Here is an 18,896-nt window from a genome sequence, read left to right as displayed (position 1 = left end):
GCTTTTCGTCTTCATCATGATCAAGCAAGCGCTCATCTCCGTTTCCGACAAGTCCGGCATCGTCGACTTCGCCAAATCGCTGTCGGACCTCGGCATCAAGATCCTGTCGACCGGCGGCACCGCGAAACTGCTCGCGGACGCGGGCCTGTCCGTCACCGAAGTCGCCGACTACACGGGCTTCCCGGAAATGCTCGACGGGCGCGTGAAAACGCTGCATCCGAAGGTGCACGGCGGCATCCTCGCGCGCCGCGATCTGCCCGAGCACATGGCCGCGCTTGAGAAGCACGACATTCCGACCATCGACCTGCTGGTCGTGAACCTGTACCCGTTCGTGCAGACCGTGTCGAAGGAAGAGTGCTCGCTCGAAGACGCGATCGAGAACATCGACATCGGCGGCCCGACGATGCTGCGCTCGGCCGCGAAGAATCACCGCGACGTGACGGTGGTGGTCGATCCGGCCGACTACGCGGTCGTGCTCGACGAAATGCGCGCGAACGGCAACACGGTGTCGTACAAGACGAATTTCCGCCTCGCGACCAAGGTCTACGCGCACACCGCGCAGTACGACGGCGCGATCACGAACTACCTGACGAGCCTGACCGACGAGTTGCAGCACTCGTCGCGCAACCAGTACCCGGCCACCTTCAACATGGCGTTCGACAAGGTCCAGGACCTGCGCTACGGCGAAAACCCGCACCAGAGCGCGGCGTTCTACCGCGATCTGGCGGTGCCGGCCGGCGCGCTCGCGAACTACAACCAGTTGCAGGGCAAGGAACTGTCGTACAACAACATCGCCGACTCCGACGCGGCGTGGGAATGCGTGAAGACCTTCGACGTGCCGGCCTGCGTGATCGTCAAGCACGCGAATCCGTGCGGCGTCGCGATCGGCGCGAACGCGCACGAAGCGTATTCGAAGGCGTTCCAGACCGATCCGACCTCGGCGTTCGGCGGCATCATCGCTTTCAATCGCGAAGTCGACGAAGCGGCGGCGCTTGCCGTCGCCAAGCAGTTCGTCGAAGTGCTGATCGCGCCGTCGTTCAGCGCCGAAGCGCGTCAGGTATTCGCGGCAAAGCAGAACGTGCGTCTGCTCGAAATCGCGCTGGGCGAAGGCCACAACACGTTCGACCTGAAGCGCGTCGGCGGCGGCCTGCTGGTGCAATCGCTCGACTCGAAGAACGTGCAGCCGCGCGAATTGCGCGTCGTCACCAAGCGTCACCCGACGCCGAAGGAAATGGACGATCTGCTGTTCGCGTGGCGCGTCGCGAAGTACGTGAAGTCGAACGCGATCGTGTTCTGCGCGAACGGCATGACGCTCGGCGTCGGCGCGGGCCAGATGAGCCGCGTGGACTCGGCGCGTATCGCGAGCATCAAGGCGCAGAACGCCGGCCTGACGCTCACGGGTTCGGCGGTCGCATCGGACGCGTTCTTCCCGTTCCGCGACGGTCTCGACGTGGTGGTCGCGGCGGGCGCGACCTGCGTGATCCAGCCGGGCGGCTCGGTGCGCGACGACGAAGTGGTCATGGCCGCCGACGAGCACAACATCGCGATGGTGCTGACGGGCGTGCGTCACTTCCGTCATTGATCGGCTATTGAGCGGCTGAAGTTCGGTAGCTGCAAGAAAGGCCCGGCGGGTTGTCCCGCCGGGCCTTTTGTTTTGCCGCGACGCCGTTCCTATTCGTCCGGCTCCTTGCGCGCGTAACCGTCCCGCACTTGCGCATGCTGGCTAATGTACGTGCCCAACCCCTGACCGCGTCGAGCAAGACGCTTCAGCACTGCGACGTGTCCGGCGCCGATACTCGCCTCCGTGTACCAATACACGACGCCTGGCCGAAAGCGCACCTTGATGAAATCGTCGCCTATTTCGTAGGCGTCGACACCCGAGTCGCCGCTGAGATTGCGGTAGCGCTCCATCCTCGATCGCCTCCTTGCGCCAAGCCGTAGCAGCTTTTATTCCGCTGAGCACGCGTCAAGCGGACCGCCGCGCCGCGCGTTCGTTGTAGTATCGCAGGCACCTGGTTTTTATCGCTTGTGCGGCACCTCATGAGAATTCTCGGCATCGACCCCGGCCTGCGCGTGACGGGCTTCGGCGTGATCGAACAACACGGCCACACACTGCGCTACGTCGCGAGCGGCGTGATCCGCACCGCCGACGCCGATCTGCCGTCGCGACTCGGCACCATCTTCGCGGGCATCTCGACGCTGATCCGCGAGCACGCGCCGGATCAGGCGGCGATCGAAAAAGTCTTCGTCAACGTCAATCCGCAGTCGACACTGCTGCTCGGCCAGGCGCGCGGCGCCGCGATCTGCGGGCTCGTCGCGGGCGGCGTGCCGGTCGCCGAGTACACCGCGCTGCAGCTGAAGCAATCGGTGGTCGGCTATGGCCGCGCGACCAAGGAGCAAATGCAGCAGATGGTGGTGCGGCTGCTGAGCCTGTCGGGCGTGCCCGGCACCGACGCGGCCGACGCGCTCGGCATGGCCATCTGCCACGCGCACGGCGGCTCGACGCTGAGCACGCTCGGCGGCATCGCACCGGCGCTCGCGAAGAAGGGTCTGCGGGTGCGGCGCGGGCGCCTGGTCGGCTAACGCGCCGCATGACCCGACTCGTGGTACGCGGTTCGCGCCGCCGAGCCGCTGCGCTACACTCGCGCATTCCCATCCGACTCTGAAAACCTAATCCGCCATGATCGGTCGCATTGCCGGCGTTCTGCTGGAAAAAAACCCGCCGCATCTGCTCGTCGACTGCAACGGCGTCGGCTACGAAGTGGACGTGCCGATGAGCACGTTCTACAACCTGCCGTCGACCGGCGAGCGCATCGTGCTGCTCACGCAGATGATCGTTCGCGAGGACGCGCATCTGCTGTATGGCTTCGGCACCGCGCAGGAACGCGCAACGTTCCGCGAGCTGTTGAAGATTTCCGGCATCGGCGCGCGCATGGCACTTGCGGTGCTGTCGGGCATGAGCGTCGCGGAGCTCGCGCAGACGGTCACGATGCAGGACGCGGCGCGCCTCACGCGCGTGCCGGGCATCGGCAAGAAGACCGCCGAGCGGCTGCTGCTCGAACTGAAGGGCAAGCTCGGGGCCGACCTCGGCGCGATGGCGGGCGCCGCGTCGCCATCCGACCACGCGTCCGACATCCTCAACGCGCTGCTCGCGCTCGGTTACTCGGAAAAAGAAGCGCTCGCCGCGATCAAGAACGTGCCGGCCGGCACGGGCGTGTCCGAGGGCATCAAGCTCGCGCTGAAGGCGCTGTCGAAGGGCTAAGCGCCAGGCCGCGCGCGGTACAATGCCCGCATGATCGAAACCGACAAACTCGCCGCCGAGCGCATCATCGCGGCCACGCCCGTGTCGCCGAACGAAGAAGCGTTCGAGCGCGCGCTGCGGCCGCGCCAGCTCGACGAATATGTCGGGCAGGAGAAAGTGCGCGGCCAGCTCGAAATCTTCATCGAGGCCGCAAAGCGGCGCTCCGAATCGCTCGACCACGTGCTGCTGTTCGGGCCGCCGGGCCTCGGCAAGACCACGCTCGCGCACATCATCGCGCGCGAGATGGGCGTCAATCTGCGGCAAACGTCGGGGCCGGTGCTCGAACGCGCCGGCGACCTCGCCGCACTGCTCACCAATCTCGAAGCCAACGACGTGCTGTTCATCGACGAAATCCACCGGCTCTCGCCGGTCGTCGAGGAAATCCTGTACCCGGCGCTCGAGGATTATCAGATCGACATCATGATCGGCGAAGGGCCGGCCGCGCGCAGCGTGAAGCTCGATCTGCAGCCGTTCACGCTGGTCGGCGCGACCACGCGCGCGGGTATGCTGACCAATCCGCTGCGCGACCGCTTCGGCATCGTCTCGCGGCTCGAGTTCTACAACGCCGAGGAGCTCGCCCGCATCGTCACGCGTTCGGCGTCGCTGCTCCATGCGCAGATTCATCCGGACGGCGCGTTCGAGATCGCCCGTCGCGCGCGTGGCACGCCGCGTATCGCGAACCGCCTGTTGCGGCGCGTGCGCGACTTCGCCGAGGTGAAGGCCGACGGCAACATCACCGCGCAGGTGGCCGACGCCGCGCTCAGCATGCTCGACGTCGACGCGGTCGGCTTCGACCTGATGGACCGCAAGCTGCTCGAAGCGATCCTGTACAAGTTCGACGGCGGCCCGGTCGGGGTCGACAATCTCGCGGCGGCGATCGGCGAGGAGCGCGACACGATCGAAGACGTGCTCGAGCCGTATCTGATCCAGCAGGGCTTCCTGCAGCGCACGCCGCGCGGCCGTGTCGCCACGCTGCTCACGTACCGGCATTTCGGACTGGCCGCGCCGGATTCGTCGAGCGCGCTGCCGGGCCTGTGGGATTCCAAGAACTGAGTCACGCGACGAGGCCGACCAGGATGTCCGACCAGACCCAGCAACCCGGCCCATCCAACCGTTCACCTGTCAATGCCGCCGGCGACCCGTCCGGCAATTTCACGCAGCGTCTCACCCACCGCTTGCGCTCGAAGCTCGCCGCCGGCGTCACGCATCTGACGACCGGCAGCGGCCCGGTGCTCGACTACTCGTCGCCGCCCGGCGACCCGGGCCTGTTCGGGCCCGACTCGGTCTGCTGGAAAGTCCACGCCGACTTCACGTCGATGATGACGGGGGGCATCAGCGCGCTGCTGCTACAAGCGCTGCATCCGCTCGCGCTCGCGGGCGTCTGGGACCATTCGAGCTTTCGCACCGACATCCTCGGCCGGCTGCGTCGCACGGCAACGTTCATCGCCGGCACGACGTACGGCAGCAAGAACGATGCGCTCGCGCTGATCGAGCGCGTCAAGCGCATCCATCTCGACGTGACCGGCGTCGCGCCGGACGGCCAGTCGTATCGCGCGAGCGAGCCCGCGCTGCTGACGTGGGTGCACGTCGCGGAGGTGTCGAGCTTCATGACCGCGCATCTGCGCTATGTGAATCCGGTGCTGTCCGTCGCCGCGCAGGATCAATACTTCGCGGAAACCGCGCGCATCGCGGAAATGCTAGGCGCCGTCGATGTTCCGCGCTCGCGTGCCGAAATCGAGGCGTACCTGCTCGCGATGCGGCCCGCGCTCGTTGCAAGCGAGCGCACCCGCGAAGTCGTCAGGATTCTGATGAGCGCGCCGGCACCGAGTTTCGCAATGCGGCCCGCCGGCACGCTGATGCTTAACGCAGGGGTCGATCTGCTGCCCGACTGGGCGCAGTCGATGCTCGGCTTGAGCCGCTACGCGGCGCTGCGTCGAACCTTCGCGCGACCCGGCGTGCGGGTCGTCGCGCCGGTGATCCGCTGGGCGCTGGTCAATGGGGTATCGAAGCGGGCGCGGCGGCGTGCGGCGGCGCGGCAGCAGGATTGATTTCGGCGCGTCTGTCGGGCCGTCCGTCGCGCGCTTCTGCTTAACACTTCTGCTTAGCGCTTCGACTCCGGTCCCTTTCTGAAACCATCATCGTCGGCGCTGCCCGCGTCGAGATGCGATACGTCCGCCCACGAGAGGATCGTCGCGCGACCGTCTGCATAATCCACGATGTTCAAGCTGGTGTTCAGCAGCGGGTAATTGCGCGGTGCGTCGAGCGGCATACCGGTGGCAAAGCGGTGCACGCAGTCGAGCACGCCGCCATGCGTGACACAGGCGATGCGCCCGCCCGGATGCGCGGCGACGAGCGGCTCGATCGCATGCACGATGCGGTGGTAGAACACGCGTTGCGACTCGCCCTCGGGCGGCGCGAAGCCGGGATCGCGGGTTTGCCACTGCGCGTATTCGTCGGGGAAACGCAGCGCGATCTCGTCGCTGTCATGGCCCTGGAACGCGCCGTACGAGCGCTCGCGCAAGTTCTCGCGCGACTGCAGCGGCAGCCCGAGCGCGTCGCCGATCGGCTGCGCGGTCTGCTGCGCGCGCTGCAGGTCGCTCGAATAGATCGCATCGAGCCGCGCACCCTGCTTCGCCTCGTCGGCGAGGCGCTGTGCGAGACGTTTCGCTTGCGCGATGCCCGTCGTCGCGAGCGGAATGTCGATGTGGCCTTGAATGCGCTTGATGCGGTTCCAGTCGGTTTCGCCGTGCCGGATAAACAGGATCTGCGTCGTCATGAGAGAGGGGTGCCGTTCGCCGGTGGTATCGAACGGCTATTGTCGCAAAAAGCAGCCGCCGCACTCGCGGTGCGGTGCAGGCCTGTCTGAACGTGATGGGATGGAACGCACCAACGCGCGCAGGTGCGATTGAACGGTCTGCAATGCAAGCGCGCAGCGCCGCTCGATCACGCGTTGGTCTGCAACCAGAACGTGACCGGCCCGTCGTTGACGAGCGACACCTGCATATCCGCGCCGAATTCGCCGGTCTCGACGATCGGATGCTTTGCGCGCGCGGCCGCGACGAAGTAGTCGAACAGGCGCTTGCCCTCGTCGGGCGGCGCGGCAGGCGTGAAGCTCGGGCGCAGGCCGCTGTTGGTATCGGCGGCGAGCGTGAACTGCGACACGAGCAGCAGGCCGCCCGCGCGTCCGGCGCCGTCGAGATTCTGCACCGACAGGTTCATCTTGCCGGCCGCGTCGCTGAACACGCGGTAGCCGAGCACCTTGGCGAGCAGCTTGTCTGCCGCGGCCTCGGTGTCGCCGCGCTCCGCGCAGACGAGCGCGAGCAGGCCCGCGTCGATCGCGCCGGTCACGCGATCGGCGACGCGCACTTCGGCGCGCCGCACGCGTTGGATCAGCGCGATCACGCCGTCAGCGTCACGCGCGCGAAGCGGCGCTTGCCGACCTGCACGACGTACTCGCCCGCCTCGACCTTCAGGCCCTTGTCGGACACCGTGGTGCCGTCGATCTTCACGCCGCCCTGCTCGATGTTGCGCAGCGCCTCGCTCGTCGACGGCACGAGGTTCGCCTGCTTCAGCAACTGGCCGATCGCGAGCGGTGCGCCTGCGAGCGTCACCGTCGGGATATCGTCGGGCACGCCGCCCTTCGCGCGATGATTGAAGTCCTCGAGCGCGCGCTCGGCGTCCGCCTGCGAGTGGAAACGCGCGACGATTTCCTGGCCGAGCATCACCTTGAAGTCGCGCGGATTGCGACCTGCGTCGGCCTCGCGCCTGAAGCCGGCGATTTCGTCCAGCGGACGGAACGACAGCAGTTCGAAGTAACGCCACATCAGCGTGTCGGAAATGCTCATCAGCTTGCCGAACATGTCGGTCGGCTTTTCGCTGATGCCGATGTAGTTGTTCTTCGACTTCGACATCTTCTCGACGCCGTCGAGCCCTTCGAGCAGCGGCATCGTCAGGATGCACTGCTGCTCCTGGCCGTACTGCTTCTGCAACTCGCGACCGACCAGCAGGTTGAACTTCTGGTCCGTGCCGCCGAGTTCGAGGTCCGCGTTCAGCGCGACCGAGTCGTAGCCCTGCATCAGCGGGTACAGGAATTCGTGAATCGAGATCGGCACGCCGCCCTGGAAGCGCTTCGTGAAGTCCTCGCGCTCGAGAATGCGCGCGACCGTGTAGCGCGACGCGAGCTTGATCATGCCGTCGGCGCCGAGCGGCATCGACCATTCGCTGTTGTAGCGGATCTCGGTCTTGTCGCGATCGAGCACGAGCGCGGCCTGCTCGAAGTAGGTCTTCGCGTTCGATTCGATCTGCTCGCGCGTGAGCGGCGGGCGGGTCGCGTTGCGTCCGGACGGATCGCCGATCAGCGACGTGAAATCGCCGATCAGGAAAATCACCGTGTGGCCGAGGTCCTGCAACTGGCGCATCTTGTTCAGCACGACCGTGTGGCCGATGTGAATGTCGGGCGCGGTCGGATCAAGCCCGAGCTTGATGCGCAGCGGCTTGGCCGTCGCCGCGCTGCGCGCGAGTTTTTGCGCGAATTCGTCTTCGATCAGCAGTTCGTCGACGCCGCGCTTGGTCACGGCGAGCGCGTGACGGACTTCGTCGGTGATCGGGAAGGCGGAAGCGGGATTGGGCTGGGTGGACTCGGTGCTCATGCTGGAAACGTGAAGTCGCGAAAAAACAGGATTGTCCCATAGATGCGCGCCGACGCGCCCCGCACGGGCTCGCGACGGGGGATTTTGTTGCCTCGCTGTGTCGTCTGGGGCGCCTGTGCGGTCTGCGCGGCATCGGCGCGGATGCACGCGCGCCGCCCACCTCGCGCTTACCTTCGGCCACGCTTGCGTCGATAATCTGCTACAACGAATCGCAATGAACATCGACAGGAGCAGCGACGTGGCGCAAGACCCCGCAGACGGCATCTATTTCGGACTAATGTCGGGAACCAGCATGGACGGTGTGGACGGCGTGGCCGTCCGGTTTGCCAGGGGGAAGCCGCCCGAAGTGCTGGCCGAGGCGTTCGTCGGCTTTTCGGCCGGCATCCGCGAGGCGCTGTTCTCGCTGCAACAGCCGGGGGACAACGAGATCGAACGCGAGGCGCTCGCCGCCAATGCGCTCGCGACACGCTACACGGTGTGCTGCCACGACCTGCTGCGCGACAGCCGCGTATCGGCCGACGACGTCCGCGCGATCGGCGTGCATGGCCAGACCGTGCGGCATCGGCCGGAAAAGGGCTATACGCGGCAGATCAACAACCCGGCGCTGCTCGCGGAAATGCTGCATATCGACGTGGTCGCCGATTTCCGCAGCCGTGACGTCGCGGCCGGCGGCCAGGGCGCGCCGCTCGTGCCCGCTTTTCACGCGATGATCTTTGGCGCGAAGGACGAAACGCGCGTCGTCTGCAATCTTGGCGGCATCAGCAACATCACGATCCTGAACGCGACCGGCGGCGTGCGCGGCTTCGACTGCGGCCCCGCGAACGCGCTGCTGGACGCGTGGGCCGAGCGCCAGCTCGGCAGGCCATTCGACGAGAATGGTCATTTCGCGGCGCGTGGCCAGGTCGATCGCAAGCTGCTGAACGCGTTGCTCGACGAACCGTTCTTCGCCGAGCAGCCGCCCAAGAGCACCGGCCGCGATCTGTTCAACACCGCATGGCTCGATGCGAAACTCGAGCCGTTCGCCGCGCTCGCGCCAGCCGATGTACAGGCGACGCTCGTCGCGCTGACCGCGGTGACGGTCGCGCGCGAGATCGAGCGGCACGCATCCGACGCGCGTGCTGTGTACGTGTGCGGCGGCGGCGCGCGCAATCCGGAGATCATGAAGGCGTTGCAGCAGGCGCTCGAAGACAGCGGCGTGAGCGGCGTGCCCGTGATGACGACCGACGCGCTCGGCGTGCCGCCGAGCCAGGTCGAGCCGCTCGCGTTCGCGTGGCTCGCGATGCGCTGCATCGCGCGTCTGCCGGGCAGTCTGCCAAGCGTGACAGGGGCTTCCGCGGAGCGAGTGCTGGGGGCGATTTATCCGCGCTGAGGGAGGTGGAGGCGAAGCAAGCGACGCCTTCTGCCGTCGCAGGTTGCCTGTACGGCGCGAAGTCAATAAAAAACGGGGCCTGAGAGGCCCCGTTTTCGCAGTGGCTCGATGAGCCTTTCCGCTCAGACCGAGAACGACGAACCGCAACCGCAGGTCGTGGTCGCGTTCGGGTTCTTGATGACGAACTGCGCGCCGTTGATGTCGTCCTTGTAGTCGATCTCTGCGCCGACCAGATACTGGTAGCTCATCGAGTCGATCAGCAACTGGACGCCGCTCTTGTTCATCACGGTGTCGTCTTCGTTGATCGCTTCGTCAAACGTGAAGCCGTACTGGAAGCCCGAGCAGCCGCCGCCCTGCACGAACACGCGCAGCTTGAGCTCCGGGTTGCCTTCCTCATCGATCAGTTGCTTGACCTTGTCAGCCGCTGCGTCGGTGAAGACGAAGGGGGCCGGCATCTCGGTCACGGGGGTGTCGGTGACTGCGTTCATTCGAACTCTCCAATAAGCTTTAGCCGATATTGTAGGGCTGTTCCGGATATCGTGCTGAAGCCCACAAAATCAATGGGTTCTTGCTGCAAGGTGGTTGCAAGGCGGCCCGTTGCCGCTTGAGCGAACGAAACCGGCCAACGAACCCCGGCGAACCATAAAAAAAGCCGCCTTCGCGCGTGGCGTTGGCGGCTTTTGCTGCAAACCGGCATGAAGGCCGGTTCGCACCCGAAACGATTAACGCTTCGAGAACTGCTTGCGGCGACGTGCCTTGTGGAAGCCGACCTTCTTACGTTCGACTTCACGAGCGTCACGCGTAACGAAACCAGCCTTCGACAGTTCCGGCTTCAGCGTTGCGTCGTAGTCCATCAGCGCGCGGGTGATGCCGTGGCGAACCGCACCGGCTTGACCCGTTTCACCGCCACCCGTCACGTTGACCTTGATGTCGAACGTGGTGCCGTGGTTCGTGAGTTCGAGCGGCTGACGCACGATCATCAGCGACGTTTCGCGCGAGAAGTAGTCGGCGATGGGCTTGCCGTTCACAACGATGTCGCCCTTGCCTGCCTTGATGAACACACGTGCGACGGCGCTCTTGCGGCGGCCCGTGCCGTAATTCCAGTTACCGATCATGTGGGCTCCCCTTAGATCTCGAGCGCCTTCGGCTGTTGTGCCGAATGCGGATGCGTTGCGTCAGCGTAGACCTTCAGCTTCTTGATCATCGCGTAGCCGAGCGGGCCCTTCGGCAGCATGCCCTTGACCGCCTTCTCGAGCGCACGGCCCGGGAAGCGTTCCTGCATCTTGCCGAACGTCGTTTCATAGATACCGCCCGGGTAGCCCGAGTGACGGTAGTACTTCTTGTCGGTAACCTTATTGCCCGTGACCTTCAGCTTGCCGGCGTTGATAACGATGATGAAATCACCGGTGTCGACGTGGGGAGTGAATTCAGGCTTGTGCTTGCCGCGAAGACGGTGTGCCACTTCGCTGGCGACACGCCCGAGAACCTTATCCGTCGCGTCAATCACGTACCATTCGCGCGTCACCTCATGGGCTTTTGCGGAAAACGTCTTCATGATCGATCCAAAAAATTGCTGCGCCCAATGTGTTCTTTCCTGCTTGTAGTGTGCGCATCGAGGCGCGTGCAGGCTCTCCCTGGTTCTTCCTCCGCGGGCGCGGATGCGGAAAAGCCCTGAATTATAAAGGAATTTGCGCCCACAAGTCAAAACGTGCGATGCGCGCGCCACGAGCGGCCAGAAAACGGGGCGAAATGCCCGGCAAACGCGGGCGAAAAAAAACCCGAACGAGCGGTTCGGGTTTAATCCACCATAGGAGGAGGTGGAGGAGACAGCGGAGGTTGCAGAACTGCTGCAACGATGGACCCAATTATAAGAGTCACCCTTGTGCGACGCAAGAAGATTTGCATTGTGAAATTAGTTTTCACAATGTGACAGATCCCATGCGCGGAGGAAATTTAACAAAACTCCTTTTAGATCAAGCACTAAGAATCAGATGATCCGAATCGCATTGCAGGCCATCTAGAGTAAAACCCCTAAATCGCTCAAAAAATTCGGGAATCGGCCAGCCATCCCGCACTGCAACAAGAAAGAATCGTCGTGCATAGAACCGGAATCCGCCGAGCGTGCGCTAATTGTCGGACACCGGGCTACAATGCCGTCTCGACAAAGCAATGCGCGGCGGGAGTGACAGCATGGAATGCAAAGTAAGCTGGATGGGGCAAGACGGGATGGCGTTCGCGGCCGAGACGGGCAGCGGTCATCTGGTCGCGATGGACGGCGCACCCGAGGGTGGCGGCCGCAACCTCGCGCCGCGCCCAATGGAAATGGTGTTGCTCGGCACCGGCGGCTGTACCGCCTACGACGTCGTGATGATTCTGAAGAAGAGCCGCCAGGAGATCGCCGGCTGCTCGGTGACGCTCAAGGCCGAGCGCGCGAGCGAAGATCCGAAGGTGTTCACGAAGGTCCACTTCCACTTCACGGTGACGGGCAAGAATCTGAATCCGGCGACCGTCGAGCGCGCGATCAATCTGTCGCACGACAAGTACTGCTCGGCGTCGATCATGATCGCGAAGTCCGCCGAACTCACCCACTCGTTCGACATCGTCGCGCTCTGAGCGCGATAGGGATAGCGCCACAGATGGCGGCCACGGCCGCCACCCGCGCCCCAAATGAAAAAGCCGGCGTCCCAACGGACGCCGGCTTTTCTTATTCAGCGGCAAAGCAGGCCGATAAGCCGGATTCTGTGCACGCGCCGCGCCCAAAGACGCGACGCGCGTGGCAGCCATTCCTCTAGGCGCGCCATTACTGACGCGCTCAAGCTTCCTACCCGCAGACGAGACGGGGGCCCCGTCCTGCATCGCGAAGATGCGCGCCTGCCTACTTGGAATTGCTCCGGGTGGAGGTTACCGTGCCGGTCTGCCTTGCGACAGCCGCGGTGCGCTCTTACCGCACCGTTTCACCCTTACCTGATCCCGGCTTGCGCCGGGCCATCGGCGGTTTGCTTTCTGTTGCCCTGTTCCGCGTGTCGCCACGGATGGCCGTTAGCCATCACCCTGCCCTGTGGAGTCCGGACTTTCCTCGCCCTCGTTGGCCGAAGCCGTCGAGGCCGCGACTGCCTAGCCTGCTTTGCTGGCGCGGATTCTAACACCGAACGGGGATGCGCCTAACGATTGCGGCGCCCGGCGCGGAACACGGAAGAGTCGTCGTAGAACGTCGGCGATTCATTGTCGGGCCACCAGGCCGGAATGCCGAGCACGGGCAGCGGCGCGAACAGGCGGCTGGTCAAAGCGTCGGTGCCGAGCAGCGCCGCGCTGACCGCTTCGTCGAGCCACGCATTGCGCACGGCAGTGTCCCAGTCGAAATATTCAGGCGACACGTCGACGATCCACGCATGTCCGGTGCAGCCCTTGAACGGCGCGATCAGCTTTTCCAGCAGCGCATGGCCGAAGCAACGCACTTCACAGTCGCGGCCCCACGCATCGCGCCGCGCGACGAACAGCGTGCGCCAGTCGAAGCCGCGTAGCGCGGCGCTCAGCGAAGGATCGGCGCAGGCGAACAGCAGCGCGTTTTCGTCGAAGAGGGTCAGCATGTCGCGCACGCCGCCACGCGTCGGGCCGACGCCGAGCACATCGAGTTCCGCTGACTGGCGCGCGTTCAGCGCCGCCTTGATGCGCGGAAACGCGAACCACATCGAACCGTTGAAGAAGTCGTGCAGATTGTGACGCGTCGGCACGCAACCGGTCGACGCGATGTGCCCCTCGTACGCGGCGCCCGGCGGCAGATCGTCCTGCGCGATGAACGCGAGACGCTGGCCGCGACCGGTGGTCTGTCGCATCTGCGCGGCGTCGGCATTCATCGCGGCGAGCAGGTCTGCGTAGCCGGTCAGCGCGGCTTGCTGCCAACGCTGGCCGCGTGCAGCAAATTGCGCGAACCACGGCTTCGACCAGTCGATTGCGGCGAAGCCTGGCGGCAGAGGCTCGGGTGCCATGTCGCGCGCAGCGTTGGCCGCGGCTTCAAGCGCCAGCGCAGGGCCCGATCTCGCCGCCACATCGTCATCCGCCGCGCGCTGCCCCGCCTCACGCTCGCGCATCTACCGCAGCCTCAAGCGAGACGCCAGCCAATCGTTTCGCCGCCGCGCAGCGGCACGACCGGCGTGTCGCCGGCCGGCAGCTCGGCCGGCAGCGTCCATTCCTCGCGACGCAGCGTGACCTTCTCCGAATTGCGCGGCAGACGGTAGAAGTCCGGACCGTGGAAGCTCGCGAAGCCTTCGAGCTTGTCGAGCGCGCCGGCCTTGTCGAACGCTTCGGTGTAGAGCTCCAGCGCGTGCAGTGCGGTGTAGCAGCCCGCGCAACCGCACGCGTGCTCCTTCAGCCCCTTCGGATGCGGCGCGCTGTCGGTGCCGAGGAAGAAGCGCGGATCGCCCGAGGTCGCCGCCTCGACCAGCGCAACGCGTTGCGTCTCGCGCTTGAGCACCGGCAGGCAGTAGTAATGCGGACGAATGCCGCCCTGGAAAATCGCGTTGCGGTTGTACAGCAGATGGTGCGCAGTGATCGTAGCGCCCAGCAGTTCCGGCGCGACGCCCGCTTCGCGGACGTAGTCGGCCGCGTCCTTCGTCGTGATGTGCTCAAACACGACCTTCAGCGCCGGAAAGGCGCGGCGCAGCGGCATCATCACTCGGTCGATGAAGACCTTCTCGCGATCGAACAGATCGATGTCCGAATCCGTCACCTCGCCGTGCACGAGCAGCGGCATGCCGACTTCCTGCATCGCTTCGAGCGTCTTCGCGCACTTCATCAGATCGGTGACGCCCGCGTCGGAGTTGGTCGTCGCGCCCGCCGGGTACAGCTTCACACCGTGCACGAAGCCGCTTTCGCGCGCGCGGCGGATTTCATCGGGCGGCGTGTTGTCGGTCAGGTACAGCGTCATCAGCGGCTCGAATTTCGCGCCCTCGGGAATCGCGGCGACGATGCGCTCGCGATACGCCTGCGCCATCTCGGTCGTCGTGACCGGCGGCTTCAGGTTCGGCATGATGATCGCGCGACCGAACTGGCGCGCGGTGTCAGGCAGCACGGCCTTGAGCATCGCGCCATCGCGCACGTGCAGGTGCCAGTCGTCCGGGCGGACCAGCGTGACGGAATCGGGGGAAACGTTGGAAGCAGTCATGGCAGGAATACGAGACTTCGCGCGCCTCGCTGATCGACCGGTCAAACCGCGTTGTAGCGGCCCAAACACATGTCAATTTTGCTATTTGGCGTCTCCGGCTCGGTGATATGCTTGGAAAATCATCATTGTAACGGCTCGCTCCGTTCACAGGCTCACCTGCAACATGTGCCAACTTCTCGGAATGAACTGCGCCGCGCCGACGGACGTCACGTTTTCCTTCACCGGATTTGCGGCGCGCGGCGGCGTCACCGATCATCACGCCGACGGCTGGGGCATCGCTTTCTTTGAAGACAAGGCCTGCCGGTTGTTCATCGATCATCAATCGTCGGCCACCTCGCCGATCGCCGAGATGGTCAAGCGCTACCCGATCAAATCCAAAAACACGATCGCGCACATCCGCAAGGCGACGCAGGGGCACATCCTGCTCGAAAACTGCCACCCGTTCATGCGCGAACTGTGGGGGCGTCACTGGATCTTCGCGCATAACGGCGATCTGCAAGCTTACGCGCCGGAGTTGAACGGCGTGTATCAGCCGGTCGGCACGACAGACAGCGAGCTCTCGTTCTGTGCGCTGCTGCAAGGCTTGCGCAAGGCTTTTCCCGGCGCGCAACAGCCGCCGCTTCACGAGCTGTTCGCCGCGCTCGAGGCGCTCACGCGCGAAATCACGCAGTACGGCGTATTCAACTTCCTGATGTCGAACGGCCAGGCGCTGTTCGCGCATTGCTCGACGCATCTGCACTACCTCGTGCGTCGCTGGCCGTTTTCGACCGCGCATCTGGTCGACGCGGACGTATCGATCGACTTCGCCAAATACACGACGCCCGAAGACCGCGTCGCGGTGATCGCGACCAAGCCGCTGACCGACAATGAAGTGTGGACCGCGTTCAAGCCCGGCGATCTGCTGATGTTCCAGCATGGCGAAGTGATCGGCCGCGCCAATATCCCGGTGCCGGAGTCGGTGCTCGAAAAGTTGCGCAATCCGGCGCTCGATGCATCGGCATCGGCCACGACGATCGCGGCGTCGACCGGCGGCCACGCAATGGGCGCGAGCGGAACCACGCTTTCACCCGACAGCGAAACCGATCTCGAAGCCGCGGACGACACGGCGGCGTTCGAGTCGTAAGCCGCACACCCCGCCCTAAGCCGCGACCACAAAAAAGCCGCTCCACGGAGCGGCTTTTCTGCATCCCCATGCAAGCCTCGGGAACGAGGCCTGCAAGGCGGCGAACCTCAGTGCAGGATCTTCGCAAGAAAATCCTTCGCGCGATCCGACTTCGGATTCGCGAAGAAGTCTTCCTTGCGGTCGTCTTCGACGATCAAGCCCTTGTCCATGAAGATCACACGATGCGCGACCTTCTTCGCGAAGCCCATTTCGTGCGTCACGCACATCATCGTCATGCCTTCCTGCGCAAGTTCGACCATCACGTCCAGCACTTCGTTGATCATCTCCGGGTCGAGCGCCGAGGTCGGCTCGTCGAACAGCATCGCGATCGGGTCCATCGACAGCGCGCGCGCAATCGCCACGCGTTGCTGCTGACCACCGGACAACTGCCCCGGATACTTGTCCGCGTGCGCGCGCAGACCCACGCGATCGAGCAGCTTCAGGCCCTTCGCGGTCGCTTCGTCGTTCGAGCGGCCGAGCACCTTGATCTGCGCGAGCGTCAGGTTCTGCACGATCGACAGATGCGGGAACAGCTCGAAGTGCTGGAACACCATGCCGACCTTCGAGCGCAGCTTCGACAGATTGGTTTTCTTGTCGGTCAGCGACTGGCCGTTGATGACGATCTCGCCCTTCTGGAACGGCTCGAGGCCGTTGACGGTCTTGATCAGCGTGGACTTGCCCGAACCGGACGGCCCGCACACCACGACCACTTCGCCCTTTTTGACTTCCGTCGTGCAGTCGGTCAGCACCTGGAAATGGCCGTACCACTTCGAAACATTCTTGATAGAGATCATCTTGCGACCTTTTTCTGAAGACCTTTGACGAGGCTCGACGCGATCACGCAGATCACGAAATAACACGCGCCCGCGAACAGTACCATCTCGACGTTCGTGCCGTCACGATCGCCAATATTCGTGGCCGTGCGGAAGAAGTCGGCGAGGCTGATCACGTAGACGAGCGACGTGTCCTGAAACAGCACGATACCCTGCGTGAGCAGCAGCGGCACCATGGCGCGGAACGCCTGCGGCAGGACGATCAGGCGCATTGCCTGCGCATAGGTCATGCCGAGCGCGAACGACGCGTTGACCTGGCCGCGCGGCACCGCCTGAATGCCGGCGCGGATGATCTCCGAATAATACGCGGCCTCGAACAGCGAGAACGCGACCATCGCCGAGGCGAGCCGGATGTCGATGTCCGCCGACAGACCAAGCACGCTTTGCAGCACTTGCGGCACGATCAGGAAGAACCACAGCAGCACCATCACGAGCGGGATCGAACGGAACAGCGTCACGTACCCCTTCGCGAACCATTCGAGCGGCTTGATCGACGACAGTCGAAACATCGCGAGAATGGTGCCCCAGATGATGCCGAACACGATCGCGATCAGTGTGATCTTGAACGTGATGATCGCGCCGGTCCATAGCGTAGGCAGCGCGCCCGGAATACCGCTCCAGTCGAAATGATGCATCACTTGCCTCCGATATAGCCGGGCAGCCTGGTCTTCGCTTCGACCACGCGCATCAGTAGCATCACGACCAGATTGATCAGCATGTAAGCGACCGTGACCGCGATGAACGACTCGTAAGTTTGCGACGTGTAGTCGACGAGCTGGCGCGCCTGCGCGGACAGATCGAGCAGACCGATCGTCGAGGCGACCGCGGAGTTCTTGAAGATGTTCAGAAACTCGGAGGTGAGCGGCGGCACGATGATCCGGTACGCGACCGGCAGCAGCACGTAGCGATACGTCTGCCATTGCGTGAAGCCCACCGCGAGACCGGCCGCGCGCTGGCCGCGCGGCAGCGCGTTGATGCCCGAGCGCACCTGCTCGCACACGCGCGCGGCGGTGAAGAGCCCGAGACACAGGATCGACGACGAGAAGAACTGCGCGCTCGGCGGCAATTGCTTGAACCAGTTGCCGATCGACACGGGCAGCAGCTCCGGTATCACCAGATACCAGATGAAGAACTGCACGATCAGCGGAATGTTACGGAAAATCGCAACGTAGACGGTGCCTGCGCCCGACGCCCATTTGTTCGGCACCGTGCGCAGCACACCGAACAACGAGCCGACGATCAGCGCGATCACCCATGCCGACAGCGACACGGTGACCGTCACCCACAGCCCCGAGAGCAGCCAGCCCAGATAGGTAGTGGGCTCGCCCGTGGAGACGGGACTCAGCAAGATGCCCCAGTTCCAGTGATATGACATGACCAAGACTCCAGCAAAAAGAAACGGAAGAAGCGCGTGGCCCCTTCCGTTTCGTTCAGCGTTTCGAAAGTGTCGAAAAAGCGGCTAGCGTTTAGTCGATTGCCTTGTCGTTCGGGTTCTTGAACAGCGCGCGCATATCGTCGCTCATCGGGAAGTTCAGGTTCAGGCCCTTCGGCGGGATCGGCGATTCGAACCAGCGCTTGTAGATCTGTTCGGCTTCGCTCGACGTTTGCACCTTCGCGATCGCGTCGTCGGCGACCTTCTTGAAGTCCGCGTCGTTCTTGCGCAGCATGCAGCCGTAAGCTTCTCGCGATTGCGGCGTGCCGACGATCACGAAATCGCCCGGGTTGCTCGACTTCGCGCGCTCGCCGGCGAGCAGCGCGTCGTCCATCATGAACGCGGCGGCACGGCCAGTGGACAGCGTCAGGAACGACTCGCCGTGATCCTTCGCGCTGATGATGTTCATGCCCATGTTCTTGTCCTGGTTCATCTTGCGAAGGATGCGCTCGGACGTGGTGCCGGCGGTCGTCACGACCGTCTTGCCCTTCAGGTCAGGGAAGTCCTTGATGCCGGAGTCCTTCTTGGTCATCAGACGCGTGCCGATCACGAAGATCGTGTTCGTGAAGGCAGCCTGTTGCTGGCGCTCGAGGTTATTCGTGGTGGAGCCGCACTCGATGTCGACCGTGCCGTTCTGCACCAGCGGAATGCGGTTCTGCGACGTGATCGGCACGAGCTTCACCTTCAGGTTCGGCATGTTCAGCTTCTGCTTGACCGCCTCGACGATCTTCAGCGCGTAGTCCTGCGAGTAGCCGATCACGTTCTGCTTGTCGTCGTAATACGAGAACGGGATCGACGATTCGCGATGGCCCAGCGAAATGACGCCCGTGTCCTTGATCTTTTTCAGCGTGCCCGAGTCTTGCGCATGCGCGCCAACCGTAAACAGTCCGAGGGTCGCGAGCAGCAGCGCAGCTTTTTTAATCTTCATCTTGATCTCCTTGGCAAGAACCGGCGCCAGTGTAGCAAAGTAATTTTTCTGAAAGTATTGC

Annotated in this window: 21 protein-coding genes and 1 other RNA gene; 8 read left to right on the top strand and 14 right to left on the bottom strand. The window is 64.1% G+C overall.

Annotation, left to right across the window (positions count from 1 at the left end):
• Positions 1 to 16: 16 nt before the first annotated feature.
• Complete coding sequence (gene purH, locus EVC45_RS10095) at positions 17 to 1,582, top strand: bifunctional phosphoribosylaminoimidazolecarboxamide formyltransferase/IMP cyclohydrolase (RefSeq protein ID WP_129957853.1); 1,566 nt, start codon at positions 17 to 19, stop codon at positions 1,580 to 1,582.
• 89 nt (positions 1,583 to 1,671) lie between these two features.
• Here the strand turns inward: purH and EVC45_RS10090 are convergent, their stop codons facing one another.
• Positions 1,672 to 1,911: a hypothetical protein gene (locus EVC45_RS10090; RefSeq protein WP_129957852.1), complete on the bottom strand. Its 240-nt coding sequence runs from the start codon at positions 1,909 to 1,911 to the stop codon at positions 1,672 to 1,674.
• Between the two features lie 129 nt (positions 1,912 to 2,040).
• Between EVC45_RS10090 and ruvC the strand changes: the two genes are divergently transcribed.
• From ruvC to EVC45_RS10070, 4 genes are all read left to right on the top strand, one after another.
• A complete protein-coding gene (ruvC, locus tag EVC45_RS10085) occupies positions 2,041 to 2,583 on the top strand; it encodes a crossover junction endodeoxyribonuclease RuvC (protein WP_008919621.1) in 543 nt (180 codons plus the stop codon).
• A 97-nt stretch (positions 2,584 to 2,680) separates the two neighbouring features.
• A complete protein-coding gene (gene ruvA / locus EVC45_RS10080; RefSeq protein ID WP_018421776.1) occupies positions 2,681 to 3,262 on the top strand; it encodes a Holliday junction branch migration protein RuvA in 582 nt (193 codons plus the stop codon).
• Positions 3,263 to 3,292: 30 nt separating this feature from the next.
• Positions 3,293 to 4,354, top strand: a complete 1,062-nt coding sequence (ruvB, locus tag EVC45_RS10075) for a Holliday junction branch migration DNA helicase RuvB (RefSeq protein ID WP_129957851.1) — start codon at positions 3,293 to 3,295, stop codon at positions 4,352 to 4,354.
• A 23-nt stretch (positions 4,355 to 4,377) separates the two neighbouring features.
• A complete protein-coding gene (locus EVC45_RS10070) occupies positions 4,378 to 5,349 on the top strand; it encodes an oxygenase MpaB family protein (RefSeq protein ID WP_129957850.1) in 972 nt (323 codons plus the stop codon).
• 53 nt (positions 5,350 to 5,402) lie between these two features.
• On the opposite strand, the gene EVC45_RS10065 is transcribed toward EVC45_RS10070, so the two are convergent.
• The 3 genes from EVC45_RS10065 to tyrS form a co-directional block, all read right to left on the bottom strand.
• Positions 5,403 to 6,077: a histidine phosphatase family protein gene (locus EVC45_RS10065; protein ID WP_129957849.1), complete on the bottom strand. Its 675-nt coding sequence runs from the start codon at positions 6,075 to 6,077 to the stop codon at positions 5,403 to 5,405.
• Positions 6,078 to 6,244: 167 nt separating this feature from the next.
• Complete coding sequence (gene dtd / locus EVC45_RS10060; protein WP_129957848.1) at positions 6,245 to 6,703, bottom strand: D-aminoacyl-tRNA deacylase; 459 nt, start codon at positions 6,701 to 6,703, stop codon at positions 6,245 to 6,247.
• Positions 6,700 to 7,950 (bottom strand): tyrosine--tRNA ligase, encoded by a 1,251-nt coding sequence (gene tyrS, locus EVC45_RS10055; RefSeq protein WP_129957847.1) that lies wholly within the window; start codon positions 7,948 to 7,950, stop codon positions 6,700 to 6,702. Before tyrS ends, dtd begins: the two co-directional genes overlap by 4 nt.
• A gap of 238 nt (positions 7,951 to 8,188) precedes the next feature.
• On the opposite strand from tyrS, the gene EVC45_RS10050 reads away from it, so the two are divergent.
• Positions 8,189 to 9,319: an anhydro-N-acetylmuramic acid kinase gene (locus EVC45_RS10050; protein WP_211193400.1), complete on the top strand. Its 1,131-nt coding sequence runs from the start codon at positions 8,189 to 8,191 to the stop codon at positions 9,317 to 9,319.
• A gap of 122 nt (positions 9,320 to 9,441) precedes the next feature.
• Here EVC45_RS10050 and erpA read toward each other — a convergent pair whose 3' ends face one another.
• From erpA to rplM, 3 genes are all read right to left on the bottom strand, one after another.
• Positions 9,442 to 9,807, bottom strand: coding sequence for an iron-sulfur cluster insertion protein ErpA (gene erpA, locus EVC45_RS10045; protein WP_013090506.1), 366 nt, complete (start codon positions 9,805 to 9,807; stop codon positions 9,442 to 9,444).
• 234 nt (positions 9,808 to 10,041) lie between these two features.
• On the bottom strand, positions 10,042 to 10,434 hold the full coding sequence (gene rpsI / locus EVC45_RS10040) for a 30S ribosomal protein S9 (RefSeq protein WP_008919630.1): 393 nt from the start codon (positions 10,432 to 10,434) through the stop codon (positions 10,042 to 10,044).
• An 11-nt stretch (positions 10,435 to 10,445) separates the two neighbouring features.
• Positions 10,446 to 10,874: a 50S ribosomal protein L13 gene (gene rplM, locus EVC45_RS10035; RefSeq protein WP_013090508.1), complete on the bottom strand. Its 429-nt coding sequence runs from the start codon at positions 10,872 to 10,874 to the stop codon at positions 10,446 to 10,448.
• A 635-nt stretch (positions 10,875 to 11,509) separates the two neighbouring features.
• Between rplM and EVC45_RS10030 the strand changes: the two genes are divergently transcribed.
• On the top strand, positions 11,510 to 11,932 hold the full coding sequence (locus EVC45_RS10030) for an OsmC family protein (protein ID WP_129957845.1): 423 nt from the start codon (positions 11,510 to 11,512) through the stop codon (positions 11,930 to 11,932).
• Between the two features lie 99 nt (positions 11,933 to 12,031).
• Here the strand turns inward: EVC45_RS10030 and rnpB are convergent.
• The 3 genes from rnpB to pyrC form a co-directional block, all read right to left on the bottom strand.
• An RNA gene (rnpB, locus tag EVC45_RS10025) (RNase P RNA component class A) lies at positions 12,032 to 12,445 on the bottom strand.
• Between the two features lie 35 nt (positions 12,446 to 12,480).
• Positions 12,481 to 13,407, bottom strand: coding sequence for a DUF3025 domain-containing protein (locus EVC45_RS10020; RefSeq protein WP_129957844.1), 927 nt, complete (start codon positions 13,405 to 13,407; stop codon positions 12,481 to 12,483).
• An 11-nt stretch (positions 13,408 to 13,418) separates the two neighbouring features.
• Entirely contained in the window at positions 13,419 to 14,480 is a 1,062-nt protein-coding gene (gene pyrC / locus EVC45_RS10015; RefSeq protein ID WP_129957843.1) for a dihydroorotase, read from the bottom strand.
• A gap of 163 nt (positions 14,481 to 14,643) precedes the next feature.
• Here pyrC and EVC45_RS10010 point away from each other — a divergent pair, with 163 nt between their 5' ends.
• The gene (locus EVC45_RS10010; protein ID WP_129957842.1) at positions 14,644 to 15,603 is read left to right on the top strand and encodes a class II glutamine amidotransferase; all 960 of its coding nucleotides are present in this window, start codon (positions 14,644 to 14,646) and stop codon (positions 15,601 to 15,603) included.
• A gap of 107 nt (positions 15,604 to 15,710) precedes the next feature.
• Here the strand turns inward: EVC45_RS10010 and EVC45_RS10005 are convergent, their stop codons facing one another.
• The 4 genes from EVC45_RS10005 to EVC45_RS09990 form a co-directional block, all read right to left on the bottom strand.
• Complete coding sequence (locus EVC45_RS10005; protein WP_013090513.1) at positions 15,711 to 16,436, bottom strand: amino acid ABC transporter ATP-binding protein; 726 nt, start codon at positions 16,434 to 16,436, stop codon at positions 15,711 to 15,713.
• Positions 16,433 to 17,110, bottom strand: coding sequence for a glutamate/aspartate ABC transporter permease GltK (gene gltK / locus EVC45_RS10000; RefSeq protein ID WP_129957841.1), 678 nt, complete (start codon positions 17,108 to 17,110; stop codon positions 16,433 to 16,435). Before gltK ends, EVC45_RS10005 begins: the two co-directional genes overlap by 4 nt.
• Complete coding sequence (locus EVC45_RS09995) at positions 17,110 to 17,850, bottom strand: amino acid ABC transporter permease (RefSeq protein WP_129957840.1); 741 nt, start codon at positions 17,848 to 17,850, stop codon at positions 17,110 to 17,112. The genes gltK and EVC45_RS09995 overlap by 1 nt, the downstream gene beginning before the upstream one ends.
• A gap of 91 nt (positions 17,851 to 17,941) precedes the next feature.
• Entirely contained in the window at positions 17,942 to 18,835 is an 894-nt protein-coding gene (locus tag EVC45_RS09990; RefSeq protein WP_129957839.1) for a glutamate/aspartate ABC transporter substrate-binding protein, read from the bottom strand.
• Between the last annotated feature and the right edge of the window lie 61 nt (positions 18,836 to 18,896).

It is taken from the genome of Paraburkholderia sp. UYCP14C, from assembly GCF_004197395.1.
In the GTDB taxonomy this organism is placed as follows: Bacteria; Pseudomonadota; Gammaproteobacteria; order Burkholderiales; family Burkholderiaceae; genus Paraburkholderia.
Note: the sequence above shows the minus strand (reverse complement) of the source record. Positions and strands in the feature narration are given on the sequence as shown.